This is a genomic window from Nonomuraea sp. NPDC049649 (assembly GCF_040675175.1).
Lineage (GTDB): Bacteria > Actinomycetota > Actinomycetes > Streptosporangiales > Streptosporangiaceae > Nonomuraea.
In genome coordinates this window covers 1-18,946 of the sequence record NZ_JBFAOH010000057.1, presented here as the reverse complement: position 1 = coordinate 18,946, position 18,946 = coordinate 1, and the positions used below count along the sequence as shown (strand labels likewise).

The window sequence follows — 18,946 nt, the reverse complement described above, 5'->3', positions numbered from 1 at the left end:
TCCCCTGACTTCCACATCAATGAGGAGGTGTCCAGCTTATGTTCAAGCGCCTTCCCGGTGACCAGGCACGCGACCTCGTCACCACCACGCCGGACACGGCCGTCGTCTTCCGCCCGGCCGTCGTCACCACGCCCGCCATCCTCACCCTGATCATCCTGATCGGGCGTGGGCTGGCCGGGCTGGTCCGGATGACCTGGCGGCATCCCGTCGCCATGCTCGCCGTGGTCGCTCCCGGCGTACTCACCGTCCTGTACGGCTGGCAGACCGCGTTTCTGCTGACCGCACCCCTCCCGGTCGGGCTGTCCGCCTGGGCGCTGACGGACCGGGGCTCGTTCGTCCGGCTGGTCGGGCGTCGGCTGCAAGCCTGGTGGCGGCTGATTTGGATCTACCGGCGGCACTGGCAACCGGTGATGATCGTCTCCGGGCTCGGGCGTCACCTGCGGGGGCGGGACTACCTGCCCCGCCTCGGCAAGGTCACCTGCACACCGTGGGCCGACCTGGTCACCGTGCGCATGCTCAAGGGACAGGCGGTCAAGGACTGGTCCGATCGCCTCGACCACCTCGCCCAAGGCTTCGGCGCCACCTCGTGCCGGGTCGCGCTGTCCAAGGCCGGGCGGCTCACCCTGACGTTTCCGCGTCATGACCCGCTGGCGGTCCCGATCCCGGCCCGTCCCCTGCCCGAGGTGGCCACCGTCGACGGGATCGAGGTCGGCAAGCAGGAAGACGGGCAACCGTGGCGGCTCAAGGTCCACGGAACTCACGTACTGGTCGCGGGCGCGACCGGGGCCGGCAAAGGCTCGATCCTCTGGTCTACGATCCGCGGGCTCCTCCCCGCCGTACGGGAGGGCTTGGTAGAGCTGTGGGCGCTGGATCCCAAGCTCATGGAACTCTCCTACGGCCGCGCGCTGTTCAGCGGCCGGTACGCCGCCTCGCCGGAAGAGTGCGCCGACCTGCTGGATCAGGCCGTCGCGGTCATGCAGAAGCGCGCGGCGCGGTTCGCCGGGCTCCAGCGCTCCCACACGCCCACCGTCGAGGACCCGTTCGTCCTGGTGGTCGTCGACGAGGTGGCGTTCCTGACCGCGTACCAGACCGATCGCCAACTCCGGCAACGCATCTCCGCCGCGCTCGCGACGCTCACCACCCAAGGCAGGGCGGTTGGCGTCGGCGTCCTGGCCGCGCTCCAGGACCCGCGCAAGGAGGTCATGAACATTCGCAACCTGTTCCCCGACAAGATCGCCCTCCGCTTGGACGAGTCCGAGCAGGTGGACATGGTCCTCGGCGACGGCGCACGGGACCGGGGCGCGCTGGCCGATCACATCTCCCCCGTCCCGGAGCTGGGGGCGGGAGTCGGATACGTCCGGCTGGAAACCTCGCTCGAGCCGATCCGCGTCCGCGCCGCCTACGTCTCCGACGCAGACATCCGCGCCATGGCCGATGCCTTCGGGAGGGCTGCATGAGGGTCTGCTTCCACGGCACCGCCGACGAACTCGACCTGGTGGCGGGCCGCTCGCTCATGGTCCTGCTGACCACCAGCCACCTACCGCGCATGCGGGTCTTCGAGCTGCACTACGCCCACATGCTCACCCACCCCTACGACGGGCGGCACCGGCTGTGCGCCGAGCTGACCGAAACGGAGGTGAGCGACGATGCGTGACCTGGCCTACCTGCTGGAAGGGCTGCGCTGCTCGTCCTGCCTCGCGGACAACACGCTCTGGCTCGACCTGGTGCCCGGAACGGTCGAGTGCCGCGAGTGCGGCCAGGGCGCGCTCATCGCCGTGGACACCGGGGAGGAAGCATGACCTACGATCGCGCCCTCCCCCGCGCTGAGCGGCTGCGGATGCCGTGGGCGCGTGATGTCGCTCTGGAGGTGGCTAAGCAGCACGGCGTGTGCATCCGCCCCGTCGCGCTCAAGCGCCTCGACACCACCACCGGGCAGAGCGAGATCATCGACGTGCCCTGCGGGGCCACGATGGAGGCCGTCTGCCCGCCATGCGCCAAGCGCAACCGGCAACTCCGCATGGCGCAGTGCCGTGAGGGCTGGCACCTCGACCACGAACCAGCCATCACACCGGACGAGCCGAACGACGAACAACGCTGGCTGGTCGAGTTCCGCGCCGACATGCAAGCCCGCCGCGACGCAGCCGAGCAAGCCGGGGACGACACCACCGACCTGGACGCGGTCCTCGCCGGCCTCGATGACGAGATCAACACCGCGGGGATGCGCGGCCACGTCCTCGGCCGGACCACCGGCAAGCGCACCCGATCCACCCGGCGGCGGCAGGACGCGCCGGACCTGCCCCGGCGGAAGATGGCCAACACGACGCTCGGGCGGACATTCACCGGCTCGGACGGCAAGATCTATCGGCCGTCGCTGTTCGTCACGCTCACCCTGCCCTCCTACGGGAAGGTCCGCGACGGCGTCCCGGTCAATCCCGGCACGTACGACTATGCGCGGGCGGCTCGGGACGCGCTGCACTTCTCCAAGCTCGTGGATCGGTTCGTGCAGAACCTTCGCCGGGTGGCGGGCTATGACGTGCAGTACTTCGCCACTGTCGAACCTCAGAAACGGCTGGCTCCACACCTGCACATGGCGATCCGGGGCACCCTCCCGCGTGCGGAGATCAAGCAGATCGCCGCCGCCACCTACCACCAAGTGTGGTGGCCTCCGGTCGATCAGGTCGTCTTCGACGGTGAGCATCTGCCCGTCTGGCAGGACGGGGCTGGCTACCTCGACCCCGACACCGGCGAACTCCTGCCCACCTGGGACGAAGCCCTCGACCAACTCGACGCCGACGAGGACGCCGAACCGCTGCACGTGATCCGCTTCGGCGACCAAGTGGACGTCAAGGGCGTGCTCTCCGGAACGCCGGACGCCGACCAGTGCATCCGCTACCTGTCGAAGTACCTGACCAAGAGCCTCGGCCAATCCCTCGACAGCGGCCAGGCCCAGCGCGAGCACGCGGCCCGGTTCGTCGACGCCCTGCGCTACGAGCCCTGCTCGCCGACCTGCGCCAACTGGCTGCGCTACGGCATCCAGCCCAAGGGAGCCAAGGCCGGGATGACGCCGGGCCGCTGCCGCTCGAAGGCTCACAAGCCTGAACACCTCGGCTACGCCGGGCGGCGCGTCCTGGTGTCCCGGAAGTGGTCCAACAAGACCCTCGCCGAACACAAGCAGGACCGCCGTACGTGGGTCCTGGAAGCCCTCGGCCAGACCGGCGAACCGATCGACCCACACCGCTATGTCTGGCGGCCCGTCCCGGCCGGAGACGCCAACGTGCCCCCGCTGGCCGTGCGTCTCCTGCGCACCGTGGCCGAACGCCAACGATGGCGCGCCCACATGGCCCAACTCGAAGCCCGAGCACAAAGCCAAGATCCTTCGGCAACTGAGGGGAGAGCAGCATGAGCCATGCTTCACGGCGGCCGACTGACCGCCTGCTGACCGTCGCCGAAGTCGCGGAACGGCTCGGCACCAGTGAGCGGTTTCCTCGACGCCTCATCGAAGAACGCCGGATCACCTTCGTCCGCCTCGGGCGCAAGGTCCGCATACCCGAATCCGTGCTCAACGACTTCATCGCAGCGGGACTCGTTCCCCCCATCACTACCCGTACGAGGAGAGCAGCATGAGCAAGCGCCGATTCGGTCGCATTCGCAAGCTCCCCTCGGGGCGGTTCCAGGCGAGATATCCCGGCCCTGACGGCGTGGACCGCACCGCGCCGAACACCTTCGCCACCAAGAAGGAAGCCGAGATCTGGTTGACCAAGAAAGAGGCCGAACTGCTGGCCGGCGACTGGCTCAACCCGGACCTCGGCAAGGTGAGCTTCAAGGAGTACGGCGCGACCTGGATCGAGGAGCGTCCGGGCCTTCGTCCGAAGACGGTTCAGCTCTATGAGGGGCTCTACCGCATTCACCTCGTTCCGACTTTCGGCAACTGCCCCATGAGCGAGATCAAGACGGCGCTCATCCGTAAGTGGCGCAAGGAGCGCTTGGACGGCGGCGTCGGGGCGGTCACCGTCGCCAAGGCGTACCGGCTCCTGAAGGCCATCTTCAACACCGCAGTAGAGGACGGGCTGATCAAGGCCAACCCCTGCACGATCAAGAAGGCGGGCAAGGAGGAGTCGCCCGAGCGCCCCGTCCTGACCATGAAGGAGGTCTTCACACTCGCCGATGCCATCGAACCGCGGTTCCGTATGCTGATCCTGCTCGCCACCTTTGGGAGCCTGCGGTGGGGCGAACTGGCGGCACTCCTGCGGAAGAACGTGGACGTGGAAGCGGGAACGATCCGCGTCGTCGGGACCACGACCGAACTCAAGGACGGCTCGGTGACCATCGGCCCTCCCAAGTCGGAAGCGGGCAAGCGCGTCATCAGCATCCCGGGGACACTGCTCCCGGATCTTCGCAAGCACATGGAGTCATACGCCGAGAAGGGCGAGCACGGTCACGTCTTCGTCGGCCCCAAGGGTGCCAAACTCCGGCGCGCGAACTTCAGCCGCGTATGGGCGGCGGCGCTCAAGAAGGCCAAGCTCAGCGGCTTCCACTTCCATGATCTCCGTCACACCGGAAACACCCTCGCCGCGCAGTCCGGCGCGACTCTCCGAGACCTGATGAGCCGCATGGGCCACTCCTCCACGCGGGCCGCGCTGATCTATCAGCACACCGCTATGGAGCGTGACCGGGCCATCGCTGACGCTCTCGGCAAGCTCGCCGAAGAGGCCCTGAAGGACCAAGATCCCAACGGATCGGGCACGTAACGGGCACAGAAGATCGAAAACACCTGCAGAAACGATCAAAGCCAGGTCGGGAATCCATCCCTGACCTGGCTTTTCGCTTCGAGAGCGGGTGACGGGAATCGAACCCGCGCTGTCAGCTTGGGAAGCTGAAGTTCTACCATTGAACTACACCCGCATGCGGCCAGGGGCCGCGACCAATACTCTAGCGGATCCCGCGCCCGCTTCAGCAAGCCGCGCCCTCTGACTTCGGCTGGACGCACCCGGTAAGTTGCTCAGCGTGCTGCTATCTGACCGAGACATCCTCGCTGAGATCGACGCCGGCCGGTTGAAGCTGGACCCGTTCGATCAGGACATGGTTCAGCCGTCGAGCATCGACGTCCGGCTTGACCGTTTCTTCCGGGTGTTCGAGAACCACAGGTATCCGCACATCGACCCGTCGGTCGAGCAGCCGGATCTGACGCGGCTGGTGGAGCCGGAGGGGGACGAGCCGTTCATCCTGCATCCGGGCGAGTTCGTGCTGGCCTCCACCTACGAGGTGATCACGTTGCCTGATCATCTGGCGTCCAGGCTGGAGGGGAAGAGTTCGCTGGGGCGCCTGGGGTTGCTGACGCATTCGACGGCGGGGTTCATCGATCCGGGGTTCAGCGGGCATGTGACGCTGGAGTTGTCGAACATGGCGACGTTGCCGATCAAGCTGTGGCCGGGGATGAAGATCGGGCAGTTGTGCCTGTTCAGGTTGAGTTCGCCGGCTCAGTATCCGTACGGGTCGGAGCGGTACGGGTCGCGTTATCAGGGGCAGCGCGGGCCGACGCCGTCGCGGGCGTTCAAGAACTTTCACCGGACGAAGGTGTAGTACCCGCCTGCACAGCGACATGCCGCGCAAAGTACTCTTGCCCCGGTGTCGTACAGCATACGGAGGGTAGCGCCTAGGAGAAGGGGACATGAAGTTCGCATTTCACCAGGTAACCCTTACCCTTTCCACGGACCATCCCCGCACATCTGGAGAACGACGTGCGCCTGCGGCTCACGCCACGTGAGGACAGCTACTATGACCTGTTCGCCGACTCGGCGAACAACCTGGTCACCGCATCACGCCTGCTCGTAGAGATCATCAGCGACGGATCGGACCGGGCAGCCCTGGCCGAGAAGATGCGGGCCTGCGAGCACGCCGGAGACGAACGCACTCACGCGATCATGAACCGGCTCAACGAGAGCTTCATCACCCCCTTCGACCGCGAGGACATCTACCGCCTCGCGTCGAACCTGGACGATGTGATGGACGCCATGGAAGCGGCGTCCGACCTCATCGACCTCTACAAGATCGACCACCTGCCCAAGGACGTGGTCCGCCAGGTGGAGGTGCTGGAGCGCGCGGCCGAGCTGACGGCGGAGGCGATGCCCCGGCTGCGGTCCATGAAGAACCTCAACGAGTACTGGATCGAGGTCAACCGCCTGGAGAACCAGGGTGACCAGATCTATCGCCGCCTGCTGGCCAAGCTGTTCGGCGGTGAGTACGACGCGCTCACGGTCATGAAGATGAAGGAGGTCATCGACGCGCTCGAAGAGGCCGCCGACGCCTTCGAGCACGTCGCGAACACCGTCGAGTCCATCGCGGTCAAGGAAAGCTAGTCCCGGTGGACCTCACGCTCGGCCTCATCATCGGCGTGGTCGTCGTCGCTCTGATCTTCGACTACACCAATGGCTTCCACGACGCCGCGAACGCCATCGCGACCTCCGTGTCCACGCGGGCGCTCACTCCCAGGGCGGCGCTGTTCATGGCGGCGGCGATGAACTTCATCGGCGCCCATCTCGGCACCCAGGTGGCCCAGACGGTGGGCAAAGGCATCATCGACGCGCCTCAGGGCTCTCATGGCCTGGTGATCGTGGCGGCGGGCCTGATCGGAGCGATCACCTGGAACATGGTCACCTGGTATTTCGGCCTTCCCTCCTCGTCCAGTCACGCGCTGATCGGCGGCCTGATCGGGTCGGCGCTCGCGTCGTCCAGCGTCGTGCACTGGAGCGGGGTGGTGGACAAGGTCGTCATCCCCATGATCCTGTCGCCGCTCGTGGGGTTCACCCTCGCCGCGGCGATCATGATCGCAATCTACTGGATCTTCCGTCACGCGCAACCCGGCCCGGCGAACCGGGGGTTCCGCTACGCGCAGACGGTCTCCGCCGCGGCGATGGCGCTCGGCCACGGGCTGCAGGACGCGCAGAAGACGATGGGTGTGATCTTCCTGTCGCTCCTGGTCGGCGGCTATGTGGCGCCGACGGATCCGATCCCGCAGTGGGTCATCTTCGCCGCCGCCGCCGCGATCTCGCTCGGCACCTACGCGGGCGGCTGGCGGATCATGCGCACGCTGGGCCGCCGCATCATCGCGCTCGACCCGCCGCAGGGCTTCGCCGCCGAGAGCGCGGCGGCGACAGTCCTGTACGGTGCGGCGATCGGGTTCGGCGCGCCCATCTCGACCACACACACGATCACCTCGGCGATCATGGGCGTGGGCTCGACCAAGCGGCTTTCGGCCGTGCGGTGGGGCGTGGCGGGCAACATCGTGACCGCCTGGATCCTTACGATTCCGGCCGCGGCTCTGGTGGCTGCTCTGTCGTACTACTTCCTGCACTGGGTGGTGGAGTAGCCGCGTACATGACGTCGACGTCCCAGCGGGCGAATCCGAGCGACTCGTACAGGCGGATGGCCCAGGTGTTGCTCTCGTCCACGTAGAGCATGGCCTGGGCGAGGCCGCGCGAGCGCAGGTGGTTCAGGCCGGTCAGGGTGAGTGCCTTGCCCAGGCCGGTGCCCTGCTGGGACGGGTCGACGCCGACCACGTAGACCTCGCCGAGCGGTTCGTGGCCGTGCTCGTCCGAGCCGTGGATCTTGGTCCAGTGGAAGCCGGCGAGCCGGTCGCCGCGGAAGGCGAGGAAGAAGCCCTCGGGGTCGAACCAGGGCTCGCGTTCGCGCCGCAGCAGGTCGTCCAGGGTCCAGGCGCCCTGTTCGGGGTGGTTGGCGAAGGCCGCGGCGTTCACCTTGAGCCACGCCTCCTCGTCCTGGCCGGGCACGAACGTGCGGATCGTGACCCCTTCGGGGAGGCCGGCCTCGGGCAGCGGGGCGAACAGGGAGCGGCGCATCTGCCAGAGCGAGCGGGCGCGTTCCATGCCGAGCGAGGCGGCCAGCGCCCCGGCGCCGGGGTGGTCGCCGTGCGCCCAGAGCCGCAGCCTGCCGCCGGTCAGGCCGAGCACGGCGCGGAGCAGTTCCTTGCCGTGGCCGCGGCGCCGGTGCGCGGGGTGGACGACGAGCTCTCCGCTGGGGCCCTCGACCTCGTCGGTGGGGTCGACGTGGGCGTAGCCGATGAGCTCGTCCGCGTCGTACAGCAGGAGAGAGCGGGCGCGGGGGTCGCCGCCGTAGCGCAGGTGGAGCATCACGTGCTCGTTGAGCGGGCGGACGCGGTCGGCCTCGGTCGCCGCGTCGACGACACGCAGGACGTCGGCGATTTCCTGGTCATTCAGCCGTTCTCTGACCTTCACGTCGGTACTCACAGCTCGAACTCTAGGCGTACTACTGGCAAATACCGCCAGCAGGGACCCCGCTGAATCGTTACCTTTGCGCCATTGGCAGCTCAGCTCACCGCCGTAACGTCAGAGCTCATGAAGCCCCGTTCACTCCTCCGGCTGGGGCTGGCCGGAGCGGTCGCCACAGGCGGCATGATGCTCGCCTGGCTCCCGGCAGACGCGAGCCAGGCGCACAAGCAGCGGACGGTCCCCGTCAGGCTGCTCGCACTGAACGACTTCCACGGCCATCTCGAACCTCCGACCGGCTCGTCCGGCCGCATGGTGGACGAGCACGGCGACACCGTCGACGCGGGCGGCGCCGCGTACGTGGCCACCCACATGAAGGCGCTGGCCGACCGGAACACGATCGCGGTGGCGCAGGGCGACCTGATCGGCGCCACCCCGCTCATCTCCGCCGCCTACCACGACGAGCCGACGGTCGAGCTGATGGGCAAGCTCGGGCTCAAGGTGGCCGCGGTGGGCAATCACGAGTTCGACGAGGGCTACGACGAGCTGCGGCGGATCATGAAGGGCGGCTGCCACCCGGTGGACGGCTGCTCCCCCGCCGGCCGCTGGAAGGGCGCCGCCTTCGACTACGTGGGCGCGAACGTGCTCTTCAAGAACCGGCACGAGCGTACGGACGCGCTGTCGGCGCTCGGCAGCAGCCCGAAGATCAAGGCTCTGATGGCCGACTGGGGCGTGCCCGCCCTGCCGCCGGTCAGCGTCAAGTGGATGAACGGGGTGCCGATCGGCTTCATCGGCCTGGTCACCCGGACCACGCCGACGATCGTCACCGCCGAGGGCATCAAGAACATCAAGTTCGTGGACGAGGTCAAGGCCGCGAACGTGGCGTCCAAGCTGCTCAAGCTGGTGGGCGTGAAGGCGCAGGTCGTGCTGGTGCACGAGGGCGACCAGGTGACGGCGGGGCAGTCGCCGGACGCGTGCGGCGCCGTCCCCGGCCTGGGCCACCGGATCGCCACCCAGGTGGACGCCGAGATCGACATCGTGCTGAGCGGCCACTCCCACCAGGCGTACCTGTGCACGGTCAAGGACCCGCGCGGCCGTGACCGGCTGTACTCGCAGGGCGGCTCGTTCGGCCGGGTCATCACCCAGGTGGACCTGAAGGTCGACACCCGGACCCGCGACATCGACCGGTCCTCGATCGTGGCCGACAACCACGTCGTGACCCGCACGGTCGCCCCCGACCCGGAGATCAGCGCGTTCGTGGACACGTGGAAGGACCGCGTGTCGGAGGTGGCCGACCGGCCGGTCGGCGCGATCACGGCTGACCTGACGAACACCGCGGCCCCGTCCGGGGAGTCGCCGCTCGGCAACCTGATCGCCGACGCCCAACTCGCGGCCACCAGAACGGGCGGAAACGCGCAGATCGCGCTGATGAACCCGGGCGGCGTGCGCGCGCCGCTGAGCTACGCGAGCTCGCCCGCGGGCGAGGGAGACGGGGTCGTCACCTACGGCGAGGCCTTCACGGTCCAGCCGTTCAACAACCTCATGCAGGTGGTGACGCTGACCGGGGCGCAGCTGAAGACGCTGCTGGAGCAGCAGTTCACCGGCGGCCCGAACGCCCAGCCGTTCGACCGGATCCTGTCGCCGTCGGCGAACCTGACCTACACCTACAGCCGGAGCGCCGCGTGGGGCGACAAGGTCTCGAACCTCATGATCGACGGTCAGCCGGTGACCGACACCCAGCAGATCCGGGTGGCGGCCAACAACTTCCTGGTGGGCGGCGGTGACGCGTTCTCCGCGTTCACCGAGGGCACCGACCTGTGGAGCGGCCCGCTCGACATCGACGCCTTCGTCGACCACCTGGGCCGGAACAACCCGATCGCGCCCCCGGCCACGGACCGCATCACCGTGACCGGCTGACGCGTGGAAGGGCCCGCCTCCCGTCGTTGACGCCCCTGAAAACCCACGGGAGGCGGGCCCTTCGTCCTTGTGTGCGCACCCTCCGGCCCGCCTCTGCCCTCCGGGAACGGTCTCAATCATTCCGCTGTCGGCTTGACGGGGTTACGCCCCGCCCGGCCAGGCGGCACAGTGGGCCGGATGAGACTTCTCGTACTGGGCGGGACGGAGTTCGTCGGCCGGGCGTTCGTCTCGGAGGCGCTGGCCCTCGGCCACGACGTGACGGTGTTCAACCGCGGCACGCACGAGCCGCCTCCCGGGGTGACCGCGCTGCGCGGCGACCGCACCCGGCCCGGCGGGCTCGGCGCGCTCGCCGGCGGGGAGTGGGACGTGGTCGCCGACACCTGGTCGTGGGCGCCGTCCGCGGTCCGCGACGCGGCCACGCTGCTCGCCGGCCGCGCCGGTCATTACGTGTACGTGTCGAGCCGGTCGGTCTACACCCTGCCCGTCCCGTACGGAGCCGACGAGAGCGCGCCCCTCGTCGAGGGCGGCGAGGACGGCTACGCGGAGATGAAGGCGGGCGGCGAGCTGGCCGCGACGGCGGCGTTCGGCGGCCGGGCGCTGCTCGCCCGGGCGGGCCTGATCCTCGGGCCGCACGAGAACATCGGGCGGCTGCCGTGGTGGCTGACCAGGATCGCGCGGGGCGGGCCGGTGCTCGCGCCCGAGCCCGCCGATCTGGGTCTGCAGTACGTGGACGCCCGCGATCTGGCCAGGTGGTGCCTGGACGCGGCGGGGGACGGCGTCGGCGGCGCCTTCAACGTGGTGAGCCCGCCGGGTTTCGTCACCATGCGTGAGCTGCTGGAGTGCTGCGTGCGGGTCACCGGGTCGGCCGCCGAGCTGCGCTGGACGGGCGAGGAGGCGATCCTGGCGGCGGGTGTCCGGCCCTGGACCGACCTGCCGATCTGGATGACCGGCGACGGCCACGCGTTCGTGCACGGCGGCGACGTGTCGAAGGCGGTGGCGGCGGGCCTGCGCTTCCGGCCGGTCGAGGAGACGGTGGCCGACACCTGGGCCTGGCTCCGGAGCATCGGCGGGCGCGCGCCCCTGCGGCCCGACAGGCCCGCCGTGGGCCTCGACCCGGACGTGGAGGCGGCGCTGCTCTCATGAGCGGCGCAGCAGGTCGTAGAGGGCCGCGAGAAGCGCGGCGCAGACGAACGCCACGACGACCATGAGGCCGTGCCTGAAGGCGCTCGGCCAGCCCTGGCCGAGCGCGCCGAAGAAGAGCGATCCGGCGGCGGCGATGCCGATCGCCGAGCCGAGCCGCTGGCCGGTCTGGAGCACGCCCGCCGCGCTGCCGCCGCCCGCGGTCGGCACCTGCGACAGGGTGACCGCCTGGTTCGGCGCGATGGTCAGGCCGCTGCCGATGCCGGCCACGAGCAGCGGCAGCGCGGTCGCCAGCGCCACGTGCGGGCCGGGCACGAAGTAGGTGGCCGCGATCGTGGCCAGCAGCCCGCCGACGACCGTGACCAGGCCCGCCACGACGACCTTGCGGCCCACCCGGCTCACCAGCCGGCCCCCGGCCACCGCCGCCCCGGCCGACCCGACGGCGAACGGGGTGATCGCCAGGCCCGCCAGCAGGGCGCTGTAGTCCAGGCCCGACTGCAGGTAGAGGGTGAAGATGAAGAAGATGCCGGTGAACCCGGCGAAGTAGAACATCGCGATCGCCGTGCCGAGGCCGTAGGAGCGCATGCGGAACAGCGACAGGTCGACCACCGGCTCGCCCCGGTAGCGCCGCTCCCAGGCCACGAAGACCGCCAGCAGGGCCAGCGAGGCCGGGACCAGCAGCCACTTGGCCGCCCCCGCCCACTGGTGCTGCTGGATGAACGGCAGCAGGAACAGCGTCACGGCCGTCCCGAGCAGCAGCACCCCGACCGGGTCCATGGTCTGTCTCCGGCCTTCCTTCGCGGGTGACGGCGCGGGCAGGATCCGGTGGGCCAGCGGCACCAGCACGAGCCCGATCGGCACGTTCACCAGGAACACCAGCCGCCAGCCGTGCTCGGCGCCGAAGGCGGACACCAGGGCGCCGCCGATGAGCGGCCCGGCCGCGGTGGACACGCCGATGGTGGCGCCGAGCGCGCCGAACGCCCGCCCCCGCTCCGCGCCCCGGAACATCTGCTGGATGAGCCCCGACACCTGCGGGTTGATCATGCCTGCGGCCAGTCCCTGCACCAGCCTGGCCGCGATCAGCACCGGCATGGTCGAGGCGAGCCCGCAGGCGGCGCTGGAGAGCGTGAACATCGTCACGCCCCAGGTGAAGACCGTCCGCCGCCCGCGTGCGTCGCCCAGGCGGCCGGCCGGCACCAGCAGCAGGCCGAACGTGAGCGCGTAACCGGACAGGATCCACTGCAGACCGGCCTCCGAGGCGTCGGGCACGCCCTCCCTGATCGAGGGCAGGGCGACGTTGACGATGCTCACGTCGAGCCCGGCCATGAACGCCGCCGTCAGGCAGATGGCCAGCGCGTGCTTGCGGGTGTCCGGCACGTCCTCCCCTTCGATGTCGGCATGTAGACCCAGATTTCCTGCCCTTCCGGGAGACAAGCCACCCCCCGGACAGCGATTACGCTCTGCTCATGATGCGTCACGCAACGGAACAGCTCTGCCTGGTGGCCGGCACGCTGGCCTGGGCGGTGCTGGCGATGCTGGTGCCGCCGCTGGTCTGGCTGGTGTTCCCGCTGTTCTTCGGCTTCCTGTACGTGCTGCCGCTGTGGGCGGCGACGTTCGGCGTGACCGTGCTGACGTGCGTGAGCGTGGCGATGGCGAGCTGGCACGCGGGCGGGCCGTCGGCGCCGCTGGTGCTCGGGCCGGTGCTGCTGGCGGTCCTGGCCGTACTGCTGTGGACCCGCCCGTTCAGGGCGTCACGATCGCGAAGCCGGGGACGGGGTCGTCCAGCACGGCGAACAGGCGCTTGAGCGCCAGCAGGTCGCCCTCCCGCGACACCGCGCCGACGCCCCGGCCCGCGAGCAGGGCGGCGAGCTGGTCCTGGGTGAGCCGGAGCGTCAGGTCGACCGGGCCGTCCGGCGGGTCCGCCTGCCGGATGAGCGCGCCGTTGGAGAGCGTGGTGCGGTAGCTGCGGCCCAGGTCGGTCAGCTGCCAGTCGATGGCCAGGCTCTCGTGCCAGGCCTTGGGGCCGTCCACCCGTACGGCCAGCGCGTCGAAGAGCCGCTCGGCGCTGAGCGCCGCGAGCGTGCCGCGCGCCACCGTCCCGCCGTCCGCGGGCGCGATCCCGTCGGCCAGCTCCAGCGCCCCCATCAGGTACGCGTTGCGCCAGGCGGGGTCGCGGGCCCCGTGACCGAGCCGGGTGTAGACCTCGGCCAGCAGGTCGCGGGCCCGCTTGTTGCCCTCGTCGGCGAAGACCGCGTGGTTGAGCAGCTCGGCGGCGAAGCGGTGGTCGCCCTCGGCGGCGTACCGTTCGGCCAGCGCCACCACGGCCGCGCCGCCGCCGAGGCATTCGACGTAGCGGATGGCGCGCTGGCGGGGCGGGTGCGGGCGCAGGTGGGCCGGGTTGCCGTCGAACCAGCCCAGGTAGTGCTGGTAGACGGCCCTGATGACGCCGATCCCGCCCGGCAGCGCGGCCAGGGCGGGCGGCGGCTGCAGGTGCTCGGCGATCTCCTGCGGGGTGAGGCCCTTGTTCATCAGGCGCACGGTCTGGTCGTGCAGGTAGGCGTGGAGGTCGCGCCGCCGCTCCAGCAGGCGGGCGATCTCCTCGCCGCCCCGCACGGTGTCGTGGTGCGCGGCGAAGGCCACGTCCGCGTGCCCGGCGAAGAGCGTGACCGCCTCCGACAGGCAGCGCGTCCACAGCCGGGGGTCGCCCGCGCCGGGCGGGTCGCCGGGCAGGCAGAGCGCCCGCCGGTCGGGCAGCAGGAACGCCAGGGCCGCGCCGGGGACGACTTGGAAGAGGAACCGCACCCCGTCGAGCGTCTCCTCCTGTCCGCTCCGGTCGATCAGGGCCGTGGGCGGGAGGAGGGAGACCGTCCCGGTGGAGCGGGCCGGGCCGAGCCGCCCTCCGGGGCCCGGGGGCAGCGCCGTGCCGTGGGTGTAGGCGGCCCGGCGGGCGGCGGCGGGGGCCGCGTACAGGAACTCCTCGGCGGCGCCGTCCAGGAAGGCGGCGGCCGCGAGCACGGGCACGCCGCCGGAGGTGACGCCGCGCGCGCCGCCGAAGCAGCACGCCCGGGGGCCGGTGTAGATGACGGCGGTGACCGGGCGGTCGCCGCGGTGGCGGCGGTAGAGGCGCAGCCCGGCGGCGGCGCACTCGGTGGAGCCGAGCGGGTCCACGACGACGACCCCGGTGTCGCCCTCCACCAGGGTCATGGCGGCCAGGTCCAGCCCGCGCACCTGGTAGACGCCCTCGGCCAGGGCGTACAGGCCGTGCCTGGCGTCCCGCCCGGCCTGCCGCCACAGGCTGGGGTGGGCGGTGGCCGGGCACTCGCCGTCCGCCCGTCCGTACGCGTCCGCGTCCCACACCACCTTGCCGTCGGCGTTCCTGATCACGGCGGGGGCGAGCGGGGCGACGAATCCCGCGTCCTCGCCGTCCTCGGGCTCGTATGGAAGCTCCGCCATGCCCTGAGAACTGCCCTAAAGCAGAGTGAGCACGGTCAACGTACGTACGAAACACCATGAACGTCCCTTGGCTTGACTTATCGCGAAATAGTGGACGTCCGGGGTGTGGGTAGGGTCTGACCCGTGGAAGCCTGCATCTTCGATCTCGACGGCGTGCTGGTCGACTCCGAACCGGTCTGGGAGGAGGTCCGCCGCGCCTTCGTCGCCGAGCACGGCGGCACCTGGCGCGACGACACCCAGACGAAGCTCATGGGCATGAGCACCGGCGAATGGGCCGCTTACCTGCACGAGCTCGGCGTGCGGCTCCCACCGGACGAGATCGCCCAGCAGGTGATCGACCGGATGGCCCGGCGCTACCGCGACCACCTGCCCCTGATGAAGGGCGCCCCCGAGGCCGTGCGGCGGCTCGGCGACAGCTTCACGCTCGGGCTGGCCAGCTCCTCACCCCGGCGGCTCATCGACACCGTGCTGGCCTCCAGCGAACTGCACGACTGCTTCGACGCCACCGTCTCCACCGAGGAGGTGGCCCGCGGCAAGCCCGCCCCCGACGGCTACCTGGAGGCGGCCCGGCGGCTCGGCGTCGACCCGGACGACTGCGTGGCCATCGAGGACTCCAGCAACGGCCTGCGCTCCGCCGCCGCGGCCGGCATGCGCGTCATCGCCGTCCCGCACCCCCGCTACCCGCCCGCCCCGGACGCCCTCGCCCTGGCCTGGCGGGTGGCCGACGACCTGGACGCGCTCACCTCCGACCTCCTGGACAGCTGACCCCTCACCTCCGATCTTCTGGGCCTTTGACCCGCTATCCTCTGGTCCCCCTCCATCCGGTCCGCGTCTCACGCTTCGCCAACGACGTCCTCGAGGTCCAGCTCCAGGCCAACTGCCGCGAGCGCGACGTCTTCCTGATCCAGCCTCTGGTGCCTCCCACCCAGGAGCACCTGGTCGAGCTGCTGCTCATGCTCGACGCCGCCCGAGGCGCCTCGGCGGCGCGCATCACCGTCGTGATGCCCCACTTCGCCCGCTACGACCTGTCCAACACGGTCGTGGTCTCCCCCGACCTCGGCTACGCCAAGGAGGCCGCCGCCTTCGCCCGGCGGCAAGCTCACCGTCCTGTCCATCGCCCCCGCCCTCGCCGAGGCCATGCGCCGCATCCACTGCGGCGAGTCGGTCAGCGCGCTGTTCAGTACATCCTGATGATTTGCCCGGTCACGTTCCTCCCCTGGTGGGAGGCGAGGAACGTGATCACGTCGGCGACGTCCTCGGCCCGCGCGATCCGCCGCAGCGGGCTCAGCCCGGCCAGGGCTTCCTTGGAGTCCTCGCCGATCCACCCGGTGTCGGTCACCGGCGGGTAGACCATGTTCGCGGTGATCCCGTACCGGCCCAGCTCGTGGGCGGCCGACATGGTGTAGTTCTCCTGCGCCGCCTTGGCCGCGCCGTAGGACACCTCGCCGGGGAACCCGTCCCGCCCGCCGGAAGTGAGCCCGATGATCCGCCCCCAGGTGGCGCCCCGCTCGATGTGGCGGCGCGCCAGCTCGGCGATGAGCAGCGCCGGCGCCCGCGCGTCGACGGCGAACTGCCGGGCGTGGCTCTCCGCGTCCACCGGCACCAGCGGCCTGCCGAACCCGTCGGCCGCGTCCGGCAGGAACGTGTCGGCCAGCCAGCCGCTGGCGTTGTTCACCAGGATCTCGACCGGCCCGAACGCCTTCTCTGCCTGCTCGAACAGCGCCCGGGGCGCCTCCGGATCGGCCAGGTCCGCCTCGGCGGCCTCGGCCCTGCCGCCGGCCTTTCGGATCCGCTCCACGACGTCCTGCGCGTCGCCGCCCCGCGCCCGGTCGTACGCCTCGGGGTAGGCGGGGTGCGCCATCGGCCGCAGCTTCTTGTACGTCAGGAACACGGACGCGCCCTGGGCGGCGAGCGCGACGGCGGTGGCCGCCCCGATCCCCTGGTTGGCCCCCGTCACCAGCGCGACCCGCCCGTCCAGCTGTGGATCGATCATCCGGGTATGATGCCCCGGCGTCGCTCGTACACGCGAGCGAATTTCAGGCGGAGACGCCGCCGTCGCTCTTCAGCAACTGGCCGTCGACCCACCGCCCGCGCGGTGAGCAGAGGAACTCCACCAGCCGCGCGCTCTGCTCGAAGCTCATCCGGCGATCGTCCCCCGGGCGGCGGGCCGAGGCAACGGAATTGACCCCTTGCCGGGGATCTCAGGGAAGAGAGAGTGGAGATCATGCACACCTCGACCGAGATCCTGCTCACCCGGTTCCTGTCGGAGGCCGGGCCCGCCGTGCCGCTGACGGCGCTGTGGGCGCACGGTTCCCTGGCCAAGGGCGACTACCAGCAGGGGCGGAGCGACCTCGACCTGATCGCCGTGGTCAGCGAGCCGCCTCAGCGCGCCGCGGTCGAACGCCTGCACCGGAACATGGACGGGCCGCTGAAAGACCGCCTGCACTGCTCGTACCTGCCGGAGAAGCAGCTGGCCGACCCGGCGCGGGAGCACGTGACGTGGGCGGGCGGCGAGCTGTTCGAGCGGCCCGTCACCGCCGTCACGCGGCGCGAGCTGCTCACGGGCGCGCTGGAGCTGTACGGGCCGAGTCCGGAGACCCTGATCCCGCCGGTGTCCGACGCCGAGCTGACCGCGTTCATCCGGGCGGACCTAAGGGATTACTGGCTGGAGATGACCCGCCGGCGGCGCCGGTGGCTCCGCGACGAGTGGGTGGACCTGGGCATGATCACCATCGCACGGGCGGCCGTGACACTGCGGGACGGCCGGTTGATCACCAAGCGGGAAGCCCTCGACGTGCTCGCCGAGATGGACGCGCCACCGTCCGTGGTGGACGGGATCAGGGCCCGCCGGTACGGAACGGACGAGCCCCCATTGAGCCGCTTCCGCCGCGCGAAACTGGCCCGCCGCTTCATCCGGGAGTCGATCACCGGCGTGCTCGGCTGAGCCGGCGCGGCCTGGTCGTAGAGGCTGCCCGGCCGGGCGGGCAGCCCCTGGTCAGATGGCGTCCGCGTAGTGGCAGGCGGCCTGGGCGTCGGGTGAGGCGGGCAGGATGTCCAGGAGTTCGCCACGGCAGCGGTCGGCCACGCCCGCCTCGGCGGCCTTGCCGGAGGCAAGGACCTGGCAGCGGGCGTGGAAGCGGCAGCCGCCCGGGATCCGGGTCGGGTCCGGCGGCTCGCCCGTCAGCACCACCCGGTCGGTGGACTCGGGCAGCACCGACAGCAGGGCCCGCGTGTACGGGTGACGGGGCGCGGTGAGCACCTGCTCGACCGGGCCGGACTCGACGATCCGGCCGAGGTACATGACCGCCACCCGGTCGGCGATGTTCCAGGCCAGCCCGAGGTCGTGGGTGACGACCAGCGCCGACAGGCCCAGCTCGTCGCGGAGCCGGAGCAGGAGCGCCAGGATCTCGCCGCGCACGGACGCGTCGAGCGAGGCCACCGGCTCGTCGGCGATCAGCACCTTCGGTTCGAGCGCCAGCGCGCCGGCGATCACCACGCGCTGCCGCTGCCCGCCGGACAGCTCGTGCGGGTAGCGGAGCAGGAACCGCTCGGGCGGCCGGAGCCCGGCCTTGGCCAGCGCGGTGTTCACGATGTCGGCCTCGTCCCGCAGGCCGTGGATGCGCGGGCCCTCCGCCACCGCCTCGTAGACGGTGTGCCGGGGGTTGAGCGAGCCCATCGGGTCCTGCAGCACGAGCTGCACCTGCTTGCGGTACTCCTTGAGCGCCCCGGACGAGTAGCGCAGCGGCTCTCCCTCGTACCGGACCGAGCCGGAGGCGGGCTTCTCCAGGCCGAGCAGCGTGCGCGCGAGCGTGGTCTTGCCGCAGCCGGACTCGCCGACGAGCGCCACGATCTCGCCCTCGCCGACCGCGAGGTTGACGCCGTCGACGGCGCGGGCGCGCCGCCCGCGCGCGGCGAACTCGACGTGCAGGTCGCGGGCCTCCAGCAGGGTGCGGCGGGCCGTGGCGACCTGTTCGGCGGGGGCTTGCGTCTCGGTCACTAGGGCACCCTCTTTCTCGCAGGCACCACTACGGTGCTTGGTGAAGGGACTCGGCGGGAGCCGGGGTGACGGTCTAGTCCGGTCGCCGCTCGACGGCCCGCATGACACCACCGCCCCCGGTTCTCGCGAGGCTTCGGACCGGCAACAGGGAGATGCGCCACAGAGCGCCGGTTAGTGACCGCCCGGGAGCAGGCCT

The 18,946-nt window shown here is 70.6% G+C and carries 19 protein-coding genes, 1 tRNA gene and 1 pseudogene; 15 read left to right on the top strand and 6 right to left on the bottom strand.

Annotated features, from left to right (window positions below; all coding sequences use genetic code 11):
• Window positions 1-38: 38 nt before the first annotated feature.
• The 6 genes from AB0J42_RS35305 to AB0J42_RS35280 are packed head-to-tail and all read left to right on the top strand — an operon-like array spanning window position 39 to window position 4,748.
• Window positions 39-1,457: an FtsK/SpoIIIE domain-containing protein gene (locus tag AB0J42_RS35305; protein ID WP_364302411.1), complete on the top strand. Its 1,419-nt coding sequence runs from the start codon at window positions 39-41 to the stop codon at window positions 1,455-1,457.
• Window positions 1,454-1,654, top strand: a complete 201-nt coding sequence (locus AB0J42_RS35300) for a hypothetical protein (protein ID WP_364302409.1) — start codon at window positions 1,454-1,456, stop codon at window positions 1,652-1,654. The genes AB0J42_RS35305 and AB0J42_RS35300 overlap by 4 nt, the downstream gene beginning before the upstream one ends.
• The gene (locus AB0J42_RS35295) at window positions 1,647-1,799 is read left to right on the top strand and encodes a hypothetical protein (protein WP_364302406.1); all 153 of its coding nucleotides are present in this window, start codon (window positions 1,647-1,649) and stop codon (window positions 1,797-1,799) included. The genes AB0J42_RS35300 and AB0J42_RS35295 overlap by 8 nt, the downstream gene beginning before the upstream one ends.
• A complete protein-coding gene (locus tag AB0J42_RS35290) occupies window positions 1,796-3,403 on the top strand; it encodes a replication initiator (RefSeq protein ID WP_364302404.1) in 1,608 nt (535 codons plus the stop codon). Before AB0J42_RS35295 ends, AB0J42_RS35290 begins: the two co-directional genes overlap by 4 nt.
• Complete coding sequence (locus AB0J42_RS35285) at window positions 3,400-3,624, top strand: excisionase family DNA-binding protein (protein WP_364302402.1); 225 nt, start codon at window positions 3,400-3,402, stop codon at window positions 3,622-3,624. The genes AB0J42_RS35290 and AB0J42_RS35285 overlap by 4 nt, the downstream gene beginning before the upstream one ends.
• On the top strand, window positions 3,621-4,748 hold the full coding sequence (locus AB0J42_RS35280; RefSeq protein WP_364302400.1) for a site-specific integrase: 1,128 nt from the start codon (window positions 3,621-3,623) through the stop codon (window positions 4,746-4,748). Before AB0J42_RS35285 ends, AB0J42_RS35280 begins: the two co-directional genes overlap by 4 nt.
• Before the next feature lie 83 nt (window positions 4,749-4,831).
• On the opposite strand, the gene AB0J42_RS35275 is transcribed toward AB0J42_RS35280, so the two are convergent.
• Window positions 4,832-4,902 (bottom strand) — tRNA-Gly (locus AB0J42_RS35275).
• A gap of 102 nt (window positions 4,903-5,004) precedes the next feature.
• Between AB0J42_RS35275 and dcd the strand changes: the two genes are divergently transcribed.
• The 3 genes from dcd (at window position 5,005) to AB0J42_RS35260 (ending at window position 7,366) form a co-directional block, all read left to right on the top strand.
• On the top strand, window positions 5,005-5,580 hold the full coding sequence (dcd, locus tag AB0J42_RS35270) for a dCTP deaminase (RefSeq protein WP_364302449.1): 576 nt from the start codon (window positions 5,005-5,007) through the stop codon (window positions 5,578-5,580).
• Between the two features lie 158 nt (window positions 5,581-5,738).
• Window positions 5,739-6,356: a DUF47 family protein gene (locus tag AB0J42_RS35265; protein ID WP_364302398.1), complete on the top strand. Its 618-nt coding sequence runs from the start codon at window positions 5,739-5,741 to the stop codon at window positions 6,354-6,356.
• A gap of 5 nt (window positions 6,357-6,361) precedes the next feature.
• A complete protein-coding gene (locus tag AB0J42_RS35260; protein WP_364302396.1) occupies window positions 6,362-7,366 on the top strand; it encodes an inorganic phosphate transporter in 1,005 nt (334 codons plus the stop codon).
• On the opposite strand, the gene mshD is transcribed toward AB0J42_RS35260, so the two are convergent.
• On the bottom strand, window positions 7,299-8,264 hold the full coding sequence (gene mshD, locus AB0J42_RS35255; protein WP_364302394.1) for a mycothiol synthase: 966 nt from the start codon (window positions 8,262-8,264) through the stop codon (window positions 7,299-7,301). The two genes, AB0J42_RS35260 and mshD, sit on opposite strands and share 68 nt — an antisense overlap.
• Before the next feature lie 108 nt (window positions 8,265-8,372).
• On the opposite strand from mshD, the gene AB0J42_RS35250 reads away from it, so the two are divergent.
• Entirely contained in the window at window positions 8,373-10,160 is a 1,788-nt protein-coding gene (locus AB0J42_RS35250) for a bifunctional metallophosphatase/5'-nucleotidase (protein WP_364302392.1), read from the top strand.
• 177 nt (window positions 10,161-10,337) lie between these two features.
• Window positions 10,338-11,303 carry a reductase gene (locus AB0J42_RS35245; protein ID WP_364302390.1) on the top strand — a complete coding sequence of 322 codons (966 nt, stop codon included), beginning with the start codon at window positions 10,338-10,340 and terminating at the stop codon, window positions 11,301-11,303.
• Here AB0J42_RS35245 and AB0J42_RS35240 read toward each other — a convergent pair.
• Window positions 11,298-12,677: an MFS transporter gene (locus AB0J42_RS35240; RefSeq protein WP_364302388.1), complete on the bottom strand. Its 1,380-nt coding sequence runs from the start codon at window positions 12,675-12,677 to the stop codon at window positions 11,298-11,300. The two genes, AB0J42_RS35245 and AB0J42_RS35240, sit on opposite strands and share 6 nt — an antisense overlap.
• Before the next feature lie 89 nt (window positions 12,678-12,766).
• Between AB0J42_RS35240 and AB0J42_RS35235 the strand changes: the two genes are divergently transcribed.
• A complete protein-coding gene (locus AB0J42_RS35235; RefSeq protein WP_364302385.1) occupies window positions 12,767-13,105 on the top strand; it encodes a hypothetical protein in 339 nt (112 codons plus the stop codon).
• Here AB0J42_RS35235 and AB0J42_RS35230 read toward each other — a convergent pair.
• Window positions 13,044-14,753, bottom strand: a complete 1,710-nt coding sequence (locus AB0J42_RS35230; RefSeq protein WP_364302383.1) for an alkyl sulfatase dimerization domain-containing protein — start codon at window positions 14,751-14,753, stop codon at window positions 13,044-13,046. The genes AB0J42_RS35235 and AB0J42_RS35230 overlap by 62 nt on opposite strands.
• Window positions 14,754-14,876: 123 nt before the next feature.
• Here AB0J42_RS35230 and AB0J42_RS35225 point away from each other — a divergent pair, with 123 nt between their 5' ends.
• Complete coding sequence (locus tag AB0J42_RS35225) at window positions 14,877-15,518, top strand: HAD family phosphatase (RefSeq protein WP_364302381.1); 642 nt, start codon at window positions 14,877-14,879, stop codon at window positions 15,516-15,518.
• Between the two features lie 26 nt (window positions 15,519-15,544).
• A pseudogene (locus AB0J42_RS35220) lies at window positions 15,545-15,709 on the top strand (ribose-phosphate pyrophosphokinase-like domain-containing protein); the annotation flags it as partial.
• Window positions 15,710-15,930: 221 nt separating this feature from the next.
• Here AB0J42_RS35220 and AB0J42_RS35215 read toward each other — a convergent pair.
• Window positions 15,931-16,746: an SDR family oxidoreductase gene (locus AB0J42_RS35215; protein ID WP_364302379.1), complete on the bottom strand. Its 816-nt coding sequence runs from the start codon at window positions 16,744-16,746 to the stop codon at window positions 15,931-15,933.
• Between the two features lie 231 nt (window positions 16,747-16,977).
• Between AB0J42_RS35215 and AB0J42_RS35210 the strand changes: the two genes are divergently transcribed.
• Window positions 16,978-17,697, top strand: a complete 720-nt coding sequence (locus AB0J42_RS35210) for a nucleotidyltransferase domain-containing protein (RefSeq protein ID WP_364302377.1) — start codon at window positions 16,978-16,980, stop codon at window positions 17,695-17,697.
• Between the two features lie 51 nt (window positions 17,698-17,748).
• Here the strand turns inward: AB0J42_RS35210 and AB0J42_RS35205 are convergent, their stop codons facing one another.
• Window positions 17,749-18,699: an ABC transporter ATP-binding protein gene (locus AB0J42_RS35205; RefSeq protein WP_364302447.1), complete on the bottom strand. Its 951-nt coding sequence runs from the start codon at window positions 18,697-18,699 to the stop codon at window positions 17,749-17,751.
• Between the last annotated feature and the right edge of the window lie 247 nt (window positions 18,700-18,946).